The following is a 16,533-nucleotide window of genomic DNA, read 5'->3' as shown; positions in this document are numbered from 1 at the left end:
GTTCCCCGGACTCGCCCGCGAGCTTCCGTTCGCGGGCGAGTCCGGGGAACGTCGTGCGCTCATGGTCGCCGCGCTCGGGCAGCAGGGTGGTGAACTCCGGCGAGAAGACGTACACACCGGCGTTGATCTCGAACGTGGACGGCGGCGCCTCGATGAAGTCGGTGATGTGTCCGAACCCGTCGGTCTGCACCGCGCCCCAGGGGATCCGCGGCCGGGCCAGTGCCAGCGTCGCCACGGCGTCCCGCTCGGTGTGGAAGTCGGCCATGTCCCGCAGTGAGAAGCGGGTCCAGATGTCGCCGTTGGTGGCGTACCAGGGCCGGTCCGGGTGGGGGAGATGCGCGGCGGCGTACTTGAGGCCGCCGCCGCGGCCGAGGGGCTCGGTCTCCACGACGGTGCGCACGGAGACCGGCAGCTTGGCCGAGTCCAGCCAGTCCTGGAGGACCTCGGCGAGGTGGCCGCAGGAGACCACCACGTCCGTCACACCCTCCTCGGCGAGCCAGGCGAGCTGGTGGCCGATGATCGGAGTGCCCGTGCCGGGGATCTCGACCATCGGCTTGGGCCGGTCGTCGGTGTACGGACGCAGCCGGGAGCCCTGGCCGCCGGCCAGGATCACGGCTTGAGTGGGGCGCGACGCGGCGTTCGGATGGGTCATGACCCGCACTGTACGTGGCGCCCCGGGCCCGGTTCAGCCGCGTGCGGCCAGCACTCCGGTCGCGAAGGAGGTGTCGCACACCGGGCGCGCGTACGACTGGGCGCGCGAGGCGCCGTAGATGCGTACGGCGGCCCGGCCGAGGGAGCGGGCGATGGAGGTGCAGTGCCGGGCGAGCGAGGGGTGGCCGTTGACGGCCTCCTGGAGGTGGGTGAGGACCACGCCCGGGTTCTTCTCGTGCAGTTCGCTCATCAGGCGGTCGCGCAGCACGTCCTCGGGGGCGAGGGCGACCGTCTTGGGCGCGGACTGCACCGAGGTGATGTCGGAGGCCGTGAGCACCGAGCCGGCGGGGCTTCCGGTCCAGTTGACCCGGGTGACCGCGAGGGTTCCCGAGAGCACCAGGACGACGGGCAGGACGAGGGCGAGGGAGCGGCCGACCCGGCGGGCAGGGCCCCGGTGGCTGCGTCGCGTCTGAGTGGTGATGGAGTGCTTCACGCGTGTGAGGGTAGCGGCCGGTAATGGCGTGAGGACATTCCGTCACTCTTACGGGGGATGAGAAAGTGCGGTTTTCGGGGTAGGGGGTTGACGCTCGCCCCGGAACGATCATGCGAAGAGGGCCCCGCGGCGAACCGCGGGGCCCTCTGCCGGGACGGTGTCCGGACGGCGCTCAGTCGGACAGGCGCTCGCCGGTGGACGTGGAGAACACATGGGTCTCGCCGGGGCGCGGCACGACGTGCAGGGTGGCGCCCTTCTCCGGCACCTGGCGGCCGTTCACGCGCACGACCAGGTCCTTCAGGTCGCCGTCGATGTCGGCGCTGCCGTAGACATAGCCGTCGGCGCCCAGCTCCTCGACGACGTTCACCGAGACGGCGAGACCGGCCGGGGCGTCCGCGGCGTCCTTGGTGAGGGAGGCCGCGGCGGCGCCGCCGTGCTCCACGACGTCGAAGTGCTCGGGGCGCACGCCCACGGTCACCGTGCGGTCACCCTTGTCGGTGGCGGCCTTGAGGGCCTCGCGGTTGACGGGCACCACGCTGTTGCCGAACTTCACGCCGCCGTCGGTGATCGGGACCTCGACCAGGTTCATGGCCGGGGAGCCGATGAAGCCGGCGACGAAGAGGTTGGCGGGCTTGTCGTACATGTTGCGCGGGGTGTCGATCTGCTGGAGCAGACCGTCCTTGAGGACCGCCACACGGTCGCCCATCGTCATGGCCTCGACCTGGTCGTGGGTGACGTAGACGGTGGTGATGCCGAGCCGGCGCTGGAGCGAGGCGATCTGGGTACGGGTGGAGACGCGGAGCTTGGCGTCCAGGTTGGACAGCGGCTCGTCCATGAGGAAGACCTGGGGCTCGCGCACGATCGCGCGGCCCATCGCGACACGCTGGCGCTGACCGCCGGACAGGGCCTTCGGCTTGCGGTCGAGGTACTCGGTGAGGTCGAGGATCTTCGCGGCCTCCTCGACCTTCTGCCGGATCTCCGCCTTGTTGACACCGGCGATCTTGAGCGCGAAGCCCATGTTGTCGGCGACCGACATGTGCGGGTAGAGCGCGTAGTTCTGGAACACCATGGCGATGTCCCGGTCCTTGGGCGGCAGGTGGGTGACGTCGCGGTCGCCGATCCGGATGGCGCCGCCGTTGACGTCCTCCAGACCCGCGAGCATCCGCAGCGAGGTGGACTTGCCGCAGCCCGACGGGCCGACCAGGACGAGGAACTCGCCGTCCTCGATCGCGATGTCGAGCGCGTCGACGGCGGGCTTGGTGGAACCCGGGTAGATCCGGGTCGCCTTGTCGAACGTGACAGTGGCCATGGTGAATGGGCCCCCTTCTACCGGCAGGAACGTGCCGGACGATCCGTTGTAGGAAGGTGGTTGGTGTAGTCCACGCGAGTGAACCGTTCCGAGACGGTACCCGGCGTTCACGCGATCTGTCAGTACATGGACGACGGTGAACTTCACGGAAATTCTCGCCGGGCCCACAAGGTGACGTGGGTACACTGCACAGGCACGTCCGCGCAGCACGCGCGACAGGCCTCCTTAGCTCAGCTGGTCAGAGCGCCGCTCTTGTAAAGCGAAGGTCGTCGGTTCGAATCCGACAGGGGGCTCCAGCGAGGTCCAGGTCGGATGGGTTCCGACCTGGACCTTTGTTCTTGTCGCGGAGGAGCCCGTCCGGGAGGGACGGGGGGATTCCCGGACGGGCTCCGGCTCTTGTCGGGGTACGGCGGAAGGGATCAGATCCCGGGGGCGGCGACGTAGGTGAAGGCGCCGACCGAGGTGTCCGACCCGGCGGGGTTGGTCACGACCACGTCGGCCGCACCGGCGGTTCCGGGCGGGGTGACGGCCGACAGCGTGGTCGAGTTGATCACCGCGAACGGCGCGGGAGTGCCGCCGAACGTGACGGAGTCGGTGGTGTCGAGGTTGGTTCCGGTGATGGTCACCGCCGTACCGCCGGACGCCGGTCCGGAGGTCGGGGCGAGGGAGTCGATGGTGGGGGCGTCCACATAGGTGTAGCTGAGGCCGTTGTTGGCGCCGCCCGCGGTGGTGACGGTCACCGGGACGGGACCCGCCGCGGCGCCGGCGGGGACCACGATGCTGATGGTGCTGTCGGAGATCACGGTGGGGACGGCCGTCGCGGCGCCGAAGGAGACGCTGGTGGCCGTCGACAGACCGGTGCCGTTGAGGGTGATGGTGTTGCCCCCGGCCAGCGGCCCTGAGCTCGTGCTCAGCGAGGACTTGAAGGGGGCGCCGACGTAGAAGAACGACACCGGGTTGCTGGTGCCGCCCGGCGTGGTGACGGTGACGCCGACCGCGCCGTTGCCCGACGGGGAGACCGCGGTGACCTGGGTCGGGGAGACCTGGGTCAGGCTGGTCGCCGGCTTGTTGCCGAACATCACGCTGGTCGTGTTGGCCAGGTTGGTGCCGGTGACGGTCACCAAGGTGCCACCGCCGGTGGACCCCTGGTTCGGGGAGATAGGCATGACAACACTCCTCATGGTCCGATGAATGGTGCGGGTACCGGTGGAGCCCCTCGCTCGGCCCGTTCTCACGGCCGGGCGGACCGCCGACGACGTCCGGGGCGATGGCCCGGGAGGTGCGCCGGCGCTGATGAGACCGGGGAAGGCGGCGGACGGGACGCCCAGGGCGCCGCACGGCATCGCGAGTGCCGGGGCCTTCTCCTCGGGCACGGGGAGAAGAACCGGCAGGCGCTGCCCGTCCACGCTTTTCCTCGGTTCGGGATGGGCAGCCCACCGATTCATCACCAGTTGCCCACGGGGGCCGCACGGGGGCAAGGGCGCGTCACCTCGCATCACCCGAATGGAGCAGAGCCGCATCGCGGGCGGTCGGCGTCCTCGCTGGTGATCATGACGGCGGACTCCTCGGCCGCCGTCCCGTTAGGTCATTCGGGTGAGGTACTCGTGGTCGGCCTTGTCGCGGCAACGGCCTTCTGGGTCACTGGAGTTGCCGAACCGGCGGGCCGCCCTCCCGTCACCCGAAACAGCTGCGCGTCGACGCCCGGTGTCTCTGTGGGGGGCTGATCAAGGTCCGCCGTCGTGACATCTCCCGTCGGACCGGAACTCCGGGCCGGAACTCCCGGACCGGCACCCCGGTGGCCGAACCCCTCGGACCGGCACAACGGCCGGTGACAACGGTGTGGTCGGTGCCGCCGCGGGGCCCGGCGCCGGTGTGGGCCGAGCCCGTGCCGCCTTCGGGAGGATCGGCCCGGCCGCCGACATCCGGGGATTCCACCCCGCCACCTTCACTTCCAGGAGGCACTCATGCCGCCCGCGGTCAACTCCATCGCCCCCGCACAAGGACCGGTATCGGGTGGTACCACGGTCGTCATCACCGGTACCGGTCTGACGGGTGCCACGGCCGTCCGTTTCGGCTCCCTCAACGCGGCGTCGTACTCCGTCTCGTCCGCCACCCAGATCACCGCGGTCACGCCCGCCGGAAGCGCCGGTTCGGTGCCGGTCACCGTGACCTCCCCGAGCGGGACGAGCAACGCCACGGTCACCTTCACCTACACGGCCGTCGTACCGCCCGTGGTCACCGGTCTGGCGCCGTCCGGTGGTCCCACGTCCGGCGGCACCACCGTCACGGTGACGGGGACCGGTCTGACCGGCGCCACCCAGGTGCGTTTCGGCTCGGTCAGCGCCTCCTCCTTCAGCGTCGTCTCCGCCACCCAGATCACCGCGGTCGCACCGGCGGGAGCCCCGGGCGCCGTGCCGGTGACGGTGACGACACCGGGAGGGACGAGCGCCGCCGTACCGGCCTCCTACTTCTTCTACGCCGCGGCCCCGTTCCTCACGGCGATCTCACCGAGCGCCGGGCCCACGACCGGGGGCAACACCGTCACGCTGACGGGCCAGAACCTGCAGAACGCCGGCGATGTGCGGTTCGGCGCGCTCTCGGCCGCGGTGGACGCCGTGTCGCCCACGCAGCTCACCGTCACGCCCCCGGCGGGTTCGGGTCTGGTCACCGTCACGGTGACGACACCGGGCGGGGTCAGCAATGCCCTGACCTACGCCTATGTGACCGCGCCCGTGCTGAACACCGTGTCCCCGTCCGTCGGGGCCGCCGCGGGGAGCACGGCCGTGACGCTGACGGGCACCGGCCTGACCACCGCGACGGCCGTGACGGTGGACGGTGTCCCCACGAGCTTCACCGTGCTGTCGGACACCCAGATGGCGGCCGTCATCCCGCCCGGACCGGCGGGCGCCGCCGCCGTCCGGGTCACGACGGCCGGCGGTACATCGGGTGCGGTGACCTTCCAGCGGATCCCGGCCCCCGTCATCTGAACCCGCCGCGAACCGCTGACCCGCCGCGAACCGCGGGCCCGCCCGCAAGCCGCTGCCCCGTCACGAGCCGCTGAACCCGCCGCAGGCCGCTTCCCGGCCCGCTCACACGATCGACTGAGTGCCTTGACCCGACCAGGTCTGCCGCGTGGCCGGCCCATTCCCGGGTTCCTAGCGTGAGATTCATCGGTTGAGCAGATGATCCATGTCAAAGGAGCTGATCGTGAGGCGCAGACGTACTCATGGCGGGTGGGCCGTCACCTCGGCGGCGCTGGCCGTCGTCCTCGCCGCCGCCGTACCGGCGGCGGCCGCATCGTCGTCCACCAGCGTCACCGCCTCACCGTCGTCGACGACCGTCGGCGGCTCGGTGCAGCTGTCCGCGTCCGTCACCTGTGACTCCGACCCGAGCGGCGGCCTGGGCATGACCTTCTTCGACGGAGGCGACCTGCTGAGCACCGTGCCGGTGGGAGCCGACGGGCAGGCGTCGTACACCACGTCGTTCACCACGACGGGCACCCACACCATCACCGCCGCCTACAACGGCAACGGGGCCTGCGACGCGTCCAACAACACCACGACCGTCCAGGTCTCCTCCTCCCCGACGCCGCCCGACGGAACATCCGGTCTGTGCCTGCTGGCCTGCGGCGGCCTGATCAGCTTCGTCGTGGGAGACATCCACAACACCGTGTCCGTCCACTGAGGCGGCCGGACGCGTCGCGGGAATCACGAGGGCCTCCCGGGCCCGGTCGCGGATCGGACATCCACGACCGGGCCCAGGAGGCCCTTGTCCTTCCTTTACGGCATATCTAGTTCGCCGAGGGCGACGCGTCCTCCTCCGGGCTCAGCCCCATGCGGGCCGCCAGCGCCGTGGCGAGCGAGGCGACGGTCGGGTGCTGCCAGACGAAGTTGCTCGCCAGCCGGACGGACAGATCGGTGTCGAGCCGGATCCGCAGCTCGGTGGCCAGCAGCGAGTCGAAACCGAGGGACCGCAGCGGCGTGTGCGGATCCAGCGTGGCGCTGCCCGTGCGCAGGATCGCCCGGATGTGGTCGGTCAGATAGCTCTCCAGCTCCGTCTGCCGGGCGATGCCCGCGGGCAGGGCCCGGAGCCGGGTGCGGATGTCCGAACCGCCGGCCTCGGGCTCGGGTCCCCGTGGCGCCGGAGCACCGGCCGGAGCGGCCTCCGCGGCGAGAAGGGCGAACAGACTGGAAGCCGCCGCCGCTCGGGGGATCCAGGTCCGGGGCTGCCCCGGAATCACCGCGGTCTGCACCCGCCGGTGGCTGAGCAGGGAGTGCAGGGCCGCCAGACCCTCACGGGTGGGGATCGTCTCGTAACCGCGGTCGGCGAAGTCGGTCGCCTGTCCCGTCTCGCCCCACGGTCCCCAGTCGACGGCCAGGGTGGGCGATCCGTTGCGGGTGCGCCAGGTGGCGAAGGAGTCCAGCCAGGCGTTGGCGGCCGCGTACGTGCCCTGTCCTGCGTTGCCCAGGAGGGAACTCATCGAGGAGTAGAGGACGAACCAGTCCAGACGGTGGTCCGCCGCGGCCTTGTGCAGATTCCAGGCGCCGGTGACCTTCGGGGCCCACACCCGCTTCAGCTGGTGCTCGCGGGTGGTGGCCAGCGCGGCGTCGTCCAGGACCATGGCGCAGTGCACGATCCCGCGCAGGGGGACCCCGCTCTTCGCGGCGACCTCCACCAGGCGTTCGGCGGTGCCGCGCCGTGCGATGTCGCCGAGCACGACCGAGACGTCCGCGGACAGCTCGTTGATGGCGCGCGCGCATTCCAGCGACGGCGGGCGGCGGCCGTTGAGGATGATGCGCCCCGCTCCCCGCTCGGCCAGCCAGCGCGCGGTGGCCAGTCCGAGACCGCCCAGCCCGCCGGTGACGATGTAGGCGCCGTCGGACCGTACGACGGGCGGGCCGTCCGGCAGGACGGCCTTGGTCTCTCCGCGGTCCGGCACGGTCAGTACGACCTTGCCGAGGTGACCGGCGCGGGCCATCAGCTGGAAGGCGTCGGCCGCCCGGTCGAGCGGGTACTCGGTGCACAGCAGGGGCTTGAGGCGTCCGGCGGTGATGTGGTCGATGACCTCGCGCAGGACGACGGCGAAGAAGTCCGGCCGGCGCTGCTGGAGTTCGATGAGGTCGACGGCGCTGAAGCTGATGTTGTGCCGCATCGGGCCGAGCTTGAGCGCGGCGTCGGCCATGATGTCGCGCACGCCGAGCTCGATGAAGCGGCCGAACGGCCGCAGACTCTGGAGCCCGGCGCGAACGGCCGGGCCCGCCAGGGAGTTGAGGACGACGTCGACTCCCTGGCCCTCGGTGGCCCGGCGGGTCTCCTCGGCGAAGTCCAGGGTGCGGGAGTCCATGACGCAGCGGATCCCCATACCGTGCAGATGCCGCCGCTTGTCCTCGGATCCTGCCGTCGCCAGGACGTCCGCGCCCAGCATCCGGGCGACCTCGATCGCGGCCAGTCCCGTGCCGCCGGTGGCGGAATGGACCAGTACCCGCTCACCGGGAGCGAGCCGGGCGACGTGGTGCAGGGCGTACCAGGCGGTCAGGTATGCCGTCGGCAGGCCCGCCGCCGTGGCTGGGGCCAGCGGCCGCGGCGCGGGGACGACGGCGGAGGCCGGCACGGTGACGAAGGAGGCGAAGGCGCCGCCTTGGAGCTGCACGGCGAGCACCGGGTCACCGGGGCGGACATGGTGCACACCGGCGCCGACGGCGCTGACCGTGCCGACGCACTCGAAGCCGATGCGGTAGGCGGCGGCCGGCTCCGAGCCGAGCATGCCCAGCGAGGTCAGGACATCGCGGAAGTTGAGTCCGGCGGCCTGGACGCGCACCTCGACCTCGCCCTCGCCGGGCCCCCGACGGCCGGTCGCGGCCAGTTCCAGACTGCCGATGTCGCCGAGCCGTCCGACCCGCAGACGGAATCCGTCCTCGCCGTACCGCACCCGCCGGGAGGAGCAGGCGGTGTGTTCGTCCGCCGTGACGGGAGCGGGTGCGATGCGGGCGGCGTAGCGGACGCCGTCGCGCAGTGCGATCTCGTCCTCCGGGGCGTTCGCGAGGAGCTCCGCGGCCAGGGTGCGCAGGCCCTCCTCGCCGGGATCGGTGTCGACGAGGGTGGGGCGCAGCCGGGGCTGCTCGACGGCCATGACGCGGGCCACCCCGCGCACCGTGCCGTGCGCGGGGTGCCCCTTCTCGTCCGCGGTGACGGCGTACGCGTGCCGGGTGGCGACGTACACCCGCGTGTCCCGGCCGTGTTCGTCGGCGGCCTGCGCGAGCGCGAGCAGCCGCCGTGCCCGTTGCTGGGCGCCGTCGACGGGATGGGCGGACGGCGTTCCGCACAGCAGGACGACGGCTCGCAGGCCGCGATCGCCGGCGGTCAGATAGGCGCCGAACGTCTCGGCCCAGGTGCCGAGTCCCTCCGAGTCCAGCGGGTTCTCCCGCACCTCGACCCGGGCGCCGGCGGTGCGCAGGAGCGCGGCAAGACGTTCCCCCTCGCCGTCGCCCTCGTCCACCACGAGCCAGTCCCCGGGCGCGGGGGCCACGACCCGGGGGTGGGGGACCCGGTGCCAGCCCGGTTCCATGAACCACTGGTCGACGGCAGTGCCCTCGGCCGGTGCGCGCCGCACGAACCGCACACCGTCGAGGGCCAGGACCGGCCGCCCGTCGGCGTCCAGGACGCGGACGTCTCCGGCGAGTGTCGTGTCGCTGTTCTCGGTGACCCGGGCGTGCGCGTGCACGGCCCGGGCCGGATCGCCGAGCAGACGCAGATGACGTACCTGCACCGGCAGGATCGGGCCGGGCGCGGTGGTGTGGCCGGCCCCGGCGACCAGCAGTTGCAGACACAGGTCCAGGAGGACGGGGTGCACGCTCAGTCCGTGTTCCGGGGTACGGGCGGTGGGCGGCACCTCGATCCGGGCCCAGAAGCTGTCCCGGCGCCTTGTCGTGCTCAGCGCGGTGATACCGGTGAAGGCGGGGCCGTGTTCCAGTCCGCAGGCGCGCAGTCCGGCGTAGAGCTCGGCGGGATCGAGGGCGACGGGGTGTTTGCGGGCGAGTTCGGAGAGGGACGCGGTTCGGGCGTCGCGCGCCGCGAGGACGCGCCGGGCGATGGCCGAGGCGTGCAGCTGCCAGGAGCCGTCCAGATTGCGGGAGTGGATCTCGCAGGCGGCCTGGTCACCGGTGGTGAGGGTGAGGGTGGTGCTGATCTCCGGGGCACCGTCGAGGGGCAGCAGATCGTGGAAGTCGACGTCGATCAGGTCGATGTCCGTGGCTTCCGTGACGTCGGCGAGCGCGGTCTGTGCCGTGGTGTGCAGGAGGGCGCAGAATCCCGCGCCGGGCAGGACGGCGGTGCCGTGCACGCGATGGTCGTCGAGCCAGGGCAGTTGACCGGCCGGAGCGGTGGTGCGCCAGGAGTGGCGGACCTGTTCACCGGGGACCTCGGTGTGCCGGCCGGGCAGCGCGCTTCCCTCGGCGGGCGCCGCCCGGCCGGCGGCCCAGTGGTGGGCGCGGTCGAAGGTGATGGTGGGAGCGTCGGTCAGATGGCCGCCGCCGTGGAGCGTGGACCAGTCGACCGTGCCGCCGTGGCAGTGGAGGGCCGCGAGCTGGGTGCGGAAGGTGGTCGGCTCGTCCTCCGCGCGACGCAGCGTGGGGAGGACCACGGCGTCGGGGACCAGCGGGGCCAGGCTCTCGGTGAGGGACTGGGTGACCACGGGGTGCGGTGAGATCTCGACGTAGATCTTGTGCCGCTCCTGTGCGGCGACGGCCACGGTGGGCTGGAAGCGGACGGGGCGGCGCAGATTGGCGCACCAGTAGTCGGCGTCCAGGAGCGGGGCGCGCAGCGGGTCCTCGGACACGGTGGAGTAGAACGGGATCTGCGGCGGGCGGGGGGACAGGTCGCGCAGGGCCTCGCGCAGATCGCCGAGCAGCGGTTCGACGTGGGCGCTGTGGGAGGCGACGTCGACCGCGATCGGTACGGCGGCGATCCCTTCCCGTCCCCAGCGGTCGATCAGGTGGTCGATCTGGTCGGTGTCGCCGGAGACGACCGTGGCGTGGGGCGCGGCCAGGACGGCGACGGAGACACCGTCGGTCCCGGCGTCGGCCAGCGCGGCTTCCACCCCGGCCCGGTCCAGGCCGACACTGGCCATCGCCCCGGTCCCGGCGATCCGTTCCAGCAGCGCCGACCGGCGGCAGATGACCCGGACACCGTCGGCGAGCGTGAGGGCTCCGGCCACCACCGCGGCCGCGGCCTCTCCCATGGAGTGGCCGATGACGGCGGCGGGCCGTACCCCGTGCGCCTGCCAGGCCGCGGCCAGCGCGATCTGGAGGGCGAACAGGGTCGGTTGGACCTTCGGGCATCCGGTGACGGGTTCGCCGGCCTTGATCAGGTCCAGGACGGAGAACCCCGCCTCGGCGCGGATGAGTTTGTCGGCGTCGGTCAGTGCCTTCTCGAACGCCGGGTCGTGGGCGAGCAGTTCCTGGCCCATGCCGGCCCACTGGGAGCCCTGGCCGGAGAACACCCAGACGGGTTGCCGGGGGGCGGTGACATCGGCGGTGCCCGACACGAGGGCCGCATGAGGCAGGCCGTTCTGGAACATCCGCAGGGCCTCGACGGTCTCGCCGCGGGAACGTGCGACGACCGCGAGGCGCCCGCGGCCGGGGCCCCGGCGCAGGGCCAGGGTGTGGGCGACGTCCCGGAGCGGGACGTTCTCACCGTCCGTCTCCAGCCAGTCGGCCAGCCGGTGTGCGGCGGTCGGCAGGGCGCGGTGCGAACCCGCCGGTACGACGATCACCTCCGGCGGCGCGGTCCGGGGCCGCCGGGGAGCGGGCAGACCGGCACGGCGCGTGGACGACGGCGGTTCCTGGAGGATGACGTGGGCGTTGGTGCCGGAGAAGCCGAACGAGGAGACGGCGGCCATCCTGACCGGCTGTTTGCCCGGCCACGGGGTGGTGGTGAGCGGGACGAAGAAGCGGGTGGCGTCCGCCTCGATGGCCGGGTTCCAGCGGGTGAAGTGCAGATTGCGGGGAATGGTCGCGCGCTGGAGGCACAGGACGGTCTTGATGAGTCCGGTGATGCCCGCGGCGGGCTCCAGGTGGCCGAGGTTGGTCTTGACCGACCCGAGGGCGCAGGGCGAGAGGCCGTTGCCGTACACGGCGGCCAGGCTGGCGAACTCGACGGGGTCGCCCACCGGGGTGCCGGTGCCATGGGCCTCGATCAGCGAGATCTGGGCCGGGTCGACATCGGCGCGGGAGAGCACCGAGCGGTAGAGGGCCTGCTGGGCGGCGGAAGAGGGTGCGGCGAGGCCGTCCGACCGGCCGTCCTGGTTCACCCCTGATCCGCGGACCACGGCGAGGATGCGGTCGCCGTCTCTGCGGGCCTCGGCCAGCCGCTTGAGGACGACGACACCGCAGCCCTCGCCGCGCACGAATCCGTCCGCGGCGGCGTCGAAGGTGCGGCAGTGCCCGGTGGGGGAGAGCATGCCCATCCTGACGAAGGACCGGGTGATACGGGAGGCGAGCATGAGCGTGACGCCGGCGGCCAGGGCGAGGTCGCACTCACCGCGGCGCAGTGCCTCGCAGGCCAGGTGGAAGGCCACCAGGGAGGACGAGCACGCGGTGTCGAGCGCGATGCTGGGGCCGTGCAGGCCGAGGAGATAGGAGATGCGGCCCGCGGCCACACAGTGACCGTTCGTCAGGATGGAGCCCTCCAACTCCGTCGGCTGACCGGCGAGTTGGTCCATGTAGTCGTTGTAGCTGAGCCCGGTGAAGACTCCCGTCGCGGAGCCCGCGAGCCGATCGGGAGGCAGCCCGGCATGTTCCAGGGCTTCCCAGATGACCTCCAGCAGCAGACGGTGCTGGGGGTCGAGGACATCGGCCTCGCGGCCCGAGACCCCGAAGAAGTCCGCGTCGAAACGGGAGACGTCCTTCAGATAGCCGCCCCGGGTGAACCGGGACCGTGCGCCGGCCGCTGTCTCCCCTTCGAGGGTGGTCATCTCGCGGCCGGGCGGCGGCGCCCCCACCGCGTCGCGACCCTTCACCAGTAAGCGCCAGAAGGCGGCCGGGGAGTCGGCGTCCCCGGGAAGCCGGCAGCCGATGCCGACGATGGCGATGGGTGCGTTCGCCGGCCGAGGGCCGAGCTTGTCGTTGACCACGGGAATCTCCTTGTCGAGAGGGGGAGGGTGCGCACTGTTCGAGAAGAACGCGGCAGTACGGCGTGACTGCCGCGCGCTAGGTGGACCCGGCGCACCGGGACGGCATGGTGTCCGGGAGGGGCTCAGACGTCCGGGCTGCCGAGGAGGATCGCGCTCTTCACGCCTCCGACCTGGTAGTTGAAGCTGAGGGCGTAGTCGAAGTCGAGGGCGCGGGGCGTCGTTCCCGGAACCGGGTCGAAGGTCAGGCCGTCCGCCGGCTCCTCGCAGTTGGCGGTGGGGCACACCTGGCCGTGGTTCATCATCAGGAGGGTGAGGGCCACTCCCAGACAGCCGGCCGGGGCGCCGTTGTGGCCGAAGCAACCTTCCTGCGAGGTCATGAGGAGATCGCGGGCCGCGGGGCCGTACAGCTCCCGGATCGCGTTCGCCTCGAACGTCGTCACCACGACATTGCCGTCACTGCCGCCGTGGACGTAGGGCACATCGGAGATCTCCCAGGTGTCCCCGAGGCACCTGCGCACCGCGGACACCAGCGCCTTCCCGCTCTCCTCGCAGGCCAGCGGGTTGGAGAGACCGTCACGTGTGGTGGTCTGCGACAGGACCTGGCCGTACAGCCGGGCGCCGCGCGCGAAGGCGTGTTCGCGGCTCTCGATGACGAGGGTCGCGGAGCCCTCTCCGTGGTTGATGCAGTCGGCCCGCCGGTCGTACGGACGCATCAGGGCGTCGAACGAGGGCAGCAGGCTGGGCATGTCCTCGGATCGCATGGCGTCGTAGGCCTGTTGGGCTCCGGTCAGCAGGCGCTGGATGTTGCGGATGAGCGTGACGCTGAAGACGTCGACCCCGGTCACCACGGCGATGTCGGCCTCGCCCTGGGCGATCATGCGCTGGGCGTTGCCGATCTGCAGGGCGGAGGACGCGCAGCCGCACGACACGGTGAAGTTGGCGCCCTTCGACCGGGTGAGCCCGCCCTGGACCAACGCGACGTCCGAGGGGGTGACGGACTGCTCCGCCGCGACGAACAACTCCAGTGCCTCCGCGACCGGGTAGGTCGCGGGATCGGCCTGCATGACCGCGAGATAGCTGTCGATGTTGGCGTCCACTCCACCGCGGCCCACCAGGACGGCCGCCTCCTGGAGATCGCGCTGGACGTCCAGGCCGGCATCCGCGCCCGCCTGGGCCAGGGACATCAGGCCGAAGCGGTGGGCGTCCGTGTAGTGCCGTGAGAAGAATTCGGGAATGTCTGGAATGTGCTCCTCGAACGTCTGCTTGGGCAGGTTCACGCCGCCGTAGTAGACGCCGTTGTTGATGAGGCAGGAAGTGCCGGTGGAGGCGACCTGCCAGAGGTCGTCCGCGGTGAACACCGGTGACCCGGTGCCCGGGAGGCACAGACCGATTCCGGTGACCACGGCATCACGGCCCCGTCCACCGGTCCGCCGCCTCATGAGTCACCCTTTGACTGTAGTTCTTTGGACATGGCGCTTTTCCTTCCAGAAACATGGGACGATTTATTCGGCCACATAAGTGCGGCGGCACCAGTGGTACACGGGCAATCGGTGGCCGTTGTGCATGGAGTAGGCGCCGGAGAACTCGAAGTGTTCATAGGCGTTCCCGCAGAGGATTTTCACTTTCGGATCCATTTCCAGGGACCGGACTTCCCATACGGCGGGAATGGAGATCCAGTCGGGGCCCCCGGAAAGCAACACCCGAGTGGTGTTCGGCATGGCCACCTCCGGTGGTGGTTCACCTGCGTGTGCACATGCGCCTGCACGAGTGTCTGCGGGACGAGTTCGCGCTCTCGGTCAGGGTCGGCATGCGAGAAAAGACCGGAAACATGCATCGGGAAGCCAGATGGCCGACCCGGCACAGGGAACGGAAAAAGGCGGAACGCAGCATGATGACCTCGTCATGCGATCGATGGGCCGGCCGCCGGACCGAAGACGTGGCGGTCCGGCGGCGGCTCCCCGGCTCACGCCGGGTGGGTGGGGGGCCCTGTCACCGGCCCCCCGGTTCGGGCGGCGGTCAGGTCGCGTTGGCCAGTGCCTGGGTGATCGCGGAAGCGGTCGCCTGCTCGGAGCTGAGGGCGGAGCTGGACGCCCCGAGCAGGTTGTAGACGACGGCGGTGGCGTTGGACGCGGAAGCCGTGAGGATGTTGGCCTCCACCACCTGCGGCTGCGTGAGGCAGTCGCCCAGCGCGGCGACGAGCGAGACGGCGGTGGACAGGTTCTGGGTACGTGCGGTCTGGGTGTCGTTGGCCTGGTCGGCGGCGATGGCGGCGTTGTTGGACGTCTGCGCGGTCGTCAGGTCGTTGACACAGGGCGAGGCGGCGGCGGCCGCGGGGGTCGCCAGCACCACGGGGGCGACACCCACGATGGTGCCGGCGGCCATGACGGCGGTGACGGCGGCGGCGGTAATACGAGAACGGAACATGCTGGCACTCCTTGGAGAGATGACACATGCGCTCATTGGCGACGAAGTCGACGGGAGCGGTCCCGTGTCTTTCCGAAGGACGGCCTGCTTTGGGAATGACAATCACCTTGGCCGCCGCGCAACTTGTGCGCCTGGAGTGACGACCGGAACGGGTAGCAGTCACGTCCCCGGAAAGGGATGGGCGGCCCGCCGGTTCGTAAATCCAATGGAGCAACGGTCGCGAGCGGCATCTCAAGGGTGGTCGCACGGTATCACTCGAACGCAGTAATGCAGGCGCGCCGACAAAAGATCGACCGAACGGTTGGTCCGGCCCGAAATGTACCTCCTGGGCCGGAAATTGTGCTTTCGCGGGAGCCCGCGGTGATCGACTCTGCGGCGGACCCGGGAATCAACTTCTCTGAAGACTTTACTTTCTTTATCGTCGGCGACGGGCCGGCGCATCGCGGCTTGCTGGTTGAAGTCTGTCCCATATATGCAGGAACGAATTTCCAATCACACCGGAGTAGGCCATCCGGGTGCTAGTCCGCAGTCAGCTGTTGCCCGCCACATGACAGCTCGGCGATAACGGATACATCCAACGGTGGGCTGCCCGTCCTCTCCGGGGGAGTGGCTGCCCAACCCCCAGGGGACCGTCGTCTTCATCGCGGACCCCGAAGGAGGGGGCTGCCACGATGGGCACCCCCAGAGAGAAGTTGGATCGTCAGCCGGCGCCGGTGTCGGTGCCGGCTGACGCCTGACTTCCGGCCGCCGCTCCGGGAAGGTGCGGCGGCCTCGCCGTCTCTCGCCCAAGAGAGGGCGGCCGCCGGTGGTGGCCTTCCCTCCGCGGTGCCCCTTCACGAGCACCAGGAGAGTCATGTCCGCGACCCCACGTGTATGCGCGCGTGTCACGCTGTCCCCCCAAGAGATCGACCGATGGCCCGACACCCCGGTCGCACGGGCGCTGGCCACCTTATGGCCCCGGTCCCGCACCGCCACCTTCAGTCTCCCGGCCATGGACCGCGCCGTCCCGATCTGCCGGAGCCTGACGCGGTCCTGGCTCGCCCAGCAGCGCTTCACGGACGAGGACATCTGCGACACGGTCCTGCTGATCAGCACCGAGCTGGCCACGAACGCCATCGTGCACACCGGCAGCGCGGTGATCACCATGAGCCTGCGCAGGAACAAGGACCATCTGCGGATCCAGGTGCGCGACCAGGGCACGCAGTCCGCCGGCAAGCACTGGCACAACACCTCCGGATTCGGCCGGGGCCTGGAAATCATCGCCAGTTACGCCGGAGTGCTCGGCACCCGCAGAGGGGCGGACGGCACCCGGACGATGTGGGCCACCGTCAACCTGGCGTGAGGCAGGCCCGGTTCAGGACCCACTACGGCAGACGGGTGAATCGACGTCGGCCCCGTTGATACGCAATACAGCCTTATGCGGTACTGGATACACCCAAACGGTGGGCCGCCCATCCCTTCCCGGGGCAAGCGGCCTGCGGTTTCGCGCACGACTTCGTGCGGACGACACCGCGGACGGCGGGGCGT

General features: G+C 70.9%; 11 protein-coding genes and 1 tRNA gene. 4 read left to right on the top strand and 8 right to left on the bottom strand.

Annotation, left to right across the window (positions count from 1 at the left end; all coding sequences use genetic code 11):
- The 3 genes from CCN72_RS01270 to CCN72_RS01260 form a co-directional block, all read right to left on the bottom strand.
- Positions 1 to 652, bottom strand: a 652-nt coding sequence (locus tag CCN72_RS01270; RefSeq protein WP_086805956.1) for a nucleotidyltransferase family protein, incomplete at its 3' end; no start/stop codon positions are given.
- Positions 653 to 685: 33 nt separating this feature from the next.
- Positions 686 to 1,144, bottom strand: a complete 459-nt coding sequence (locus CCN72_RS01265; RefSeq protein WP_086805953.1) for a hypothetical protein — start codon at positions 1,142 to 1,144, stop codon at positions 686 to 688.
- A gap of 172 nt (positions 1,145 to 1,316) precedes the next feature.
- Positions 1,317 to 2,453, bottom strand: a complete 1,137-nt coding sequence (locus CCN72_RS01260) for an ABC transporter ATP-binding protein (protein WP_037653392.1) — start codon at positions 2,451 to 2,453, stop codon at positions 1,317 to 1,319.
- Positions 2,454 to 2,672: 219 nt separating this feature from the next.
- Here CCN72_RS01260 and CCN72_RS01255 point away from each other — a divergent pair.
- Positions 2,673 to 2,749, top strand: a tRNA-Thr gene (locus CCN72_RS01255).
- Between the two features lie 123 nt (positions 2,750 to 2,872).
- Here CCN72_RS01255 and CCN72_RS01250 read toward each other — a convergent pair.
- The gene (locus CCN72_RS01250) at positions 2,873 to 3,619 is read right to left on the bottom strand and encodes an IPT/TIG domain-containing protein (protein WP_086805952.1); all 747 of its coding nucleotides are present in this window, start codon (positions 3,617 to 3,619) and stop codon (positions 2,873 to 2,875) included.
- 798 nt (positions 3,620 to 4,417) lie between these two features.
- Between CCN72_RS01250 and CCN72_RS01245 the strand changes: the two genes are divergently transcribed.
- Both CCN72_RS01245 and CCN72_RS01240 read left to right on the top strand, forming a co-directional pair.
- The gene (locus CCN72_RS01245; protein ID WP_086805951.1) at positions 4,418 to 5,440 is read left to right on the top strand and encodes an IPT/TIG domain-containing protein; all 1,023 of its coding nucleotides are present in this window, start codon (positions 4,418 to 4,420) and stop codon (positions 5,438 to 5,440) included.
- Between the two features lie 220 nt (positions 5,441 to 5,660).
- Positions 5,661 to 6,137, top strand: coding sequence for an Ig-like domain-containing protein (locus CCN72_RS01240; protein ID WP_244174099.1), 477 nt, complete (start codon positions 5,661 to 5,663; stop codon positions 6,135 to 6,137).
- A 106-nt stretch (positions 6,138 to 6,243) separates the two neighbouring features.
- Here CCN72_RS01240 and CCN72_RS01235 read toward each other — a convergent pair whose 3' ends face one another.
- The 4 genes from CCN72_RS01235 to CCN72_RS01220 all read right to left on the bottom strand — a co-directional run bounded on the left by CCN72_RS01235 (position 6,244) and on the right by CCN72_RS01220 (position 15,006).
- Entirely contained in the window at positions 6,244 to 12,582 is a 6,339-nt protein-coding gene (locus tag CCN72_RS01235) for a type I polyketide synthase (protein ID WP_244174098.1), read from the bottom strand.
- Between the two features lie 122 nt (positions 12,583 to 12,704).
- Entirely contained in the window at positions 12,705 to 14,021 is a 1,317-nt protein-coding gene (locus CCN72_RS01230; RefSeq protein WP_086805949.1) for a beta-ketoacyl synthase N-terminal-like domain-containing protein, read from the bottom strand.
- Between the two features lie 63 nt (positions 14,022 to 14,084).
- Positions 14,085 to 14,300, bottom strand: coding sequence for a DUF5988 family protein (locus tag CCN72_RS01225; protein ID WP_086805948.1), 216 nt, complete (start codon positions 14,298 to 14,300; stop codon positions 14,085 to 14,087).
- 298 nt (positions 14,301 to 14,598) lie between these two features.
- Positions 14,599 to 15,006: a hypothetical protein gene (locus tag CCN72_RS01220; RefSeq protein WP_086805947.1), complete on the bottom strand. Its 408-nt coding sequence runs from the start codon at positions 15,004 to 15,006 to the stop codon at positions 14,599 to 14,601.
- 991 nt (positions 15,007 to 15,997) lie between these two features.
- Between CCN72_RS01220 and CCN72_RS01210 the strand changes: the two genes are divergently transcribed.
- Complete coding sequence (locus tag CCN72_RS01210) at positions 15,998 to 16,348, top strand: ATP-binding protein (RefSeq protein ID WP_107416618.1); 351 nt, start codon at positions 15,998 to 16,000, stop codon at positions 16,346 to 16,348.
- Positions 16,349 to 16,533: the final 185 nt, after the last annotated feature.

The organism is Streptomyces murinus (assembly GCF_002154555.1).
In the GTDB taxonomy this organism is placed as follows: domain Bacteria; phylum Actinomycetota; class Actinomycetes; order Streptomycetales; family Streptomycetaceae; genus Streptomyces; species Streptomyces murinus.
This window is presented reverse-complemented; position numbering and strand designations above follow the sequence as displayed.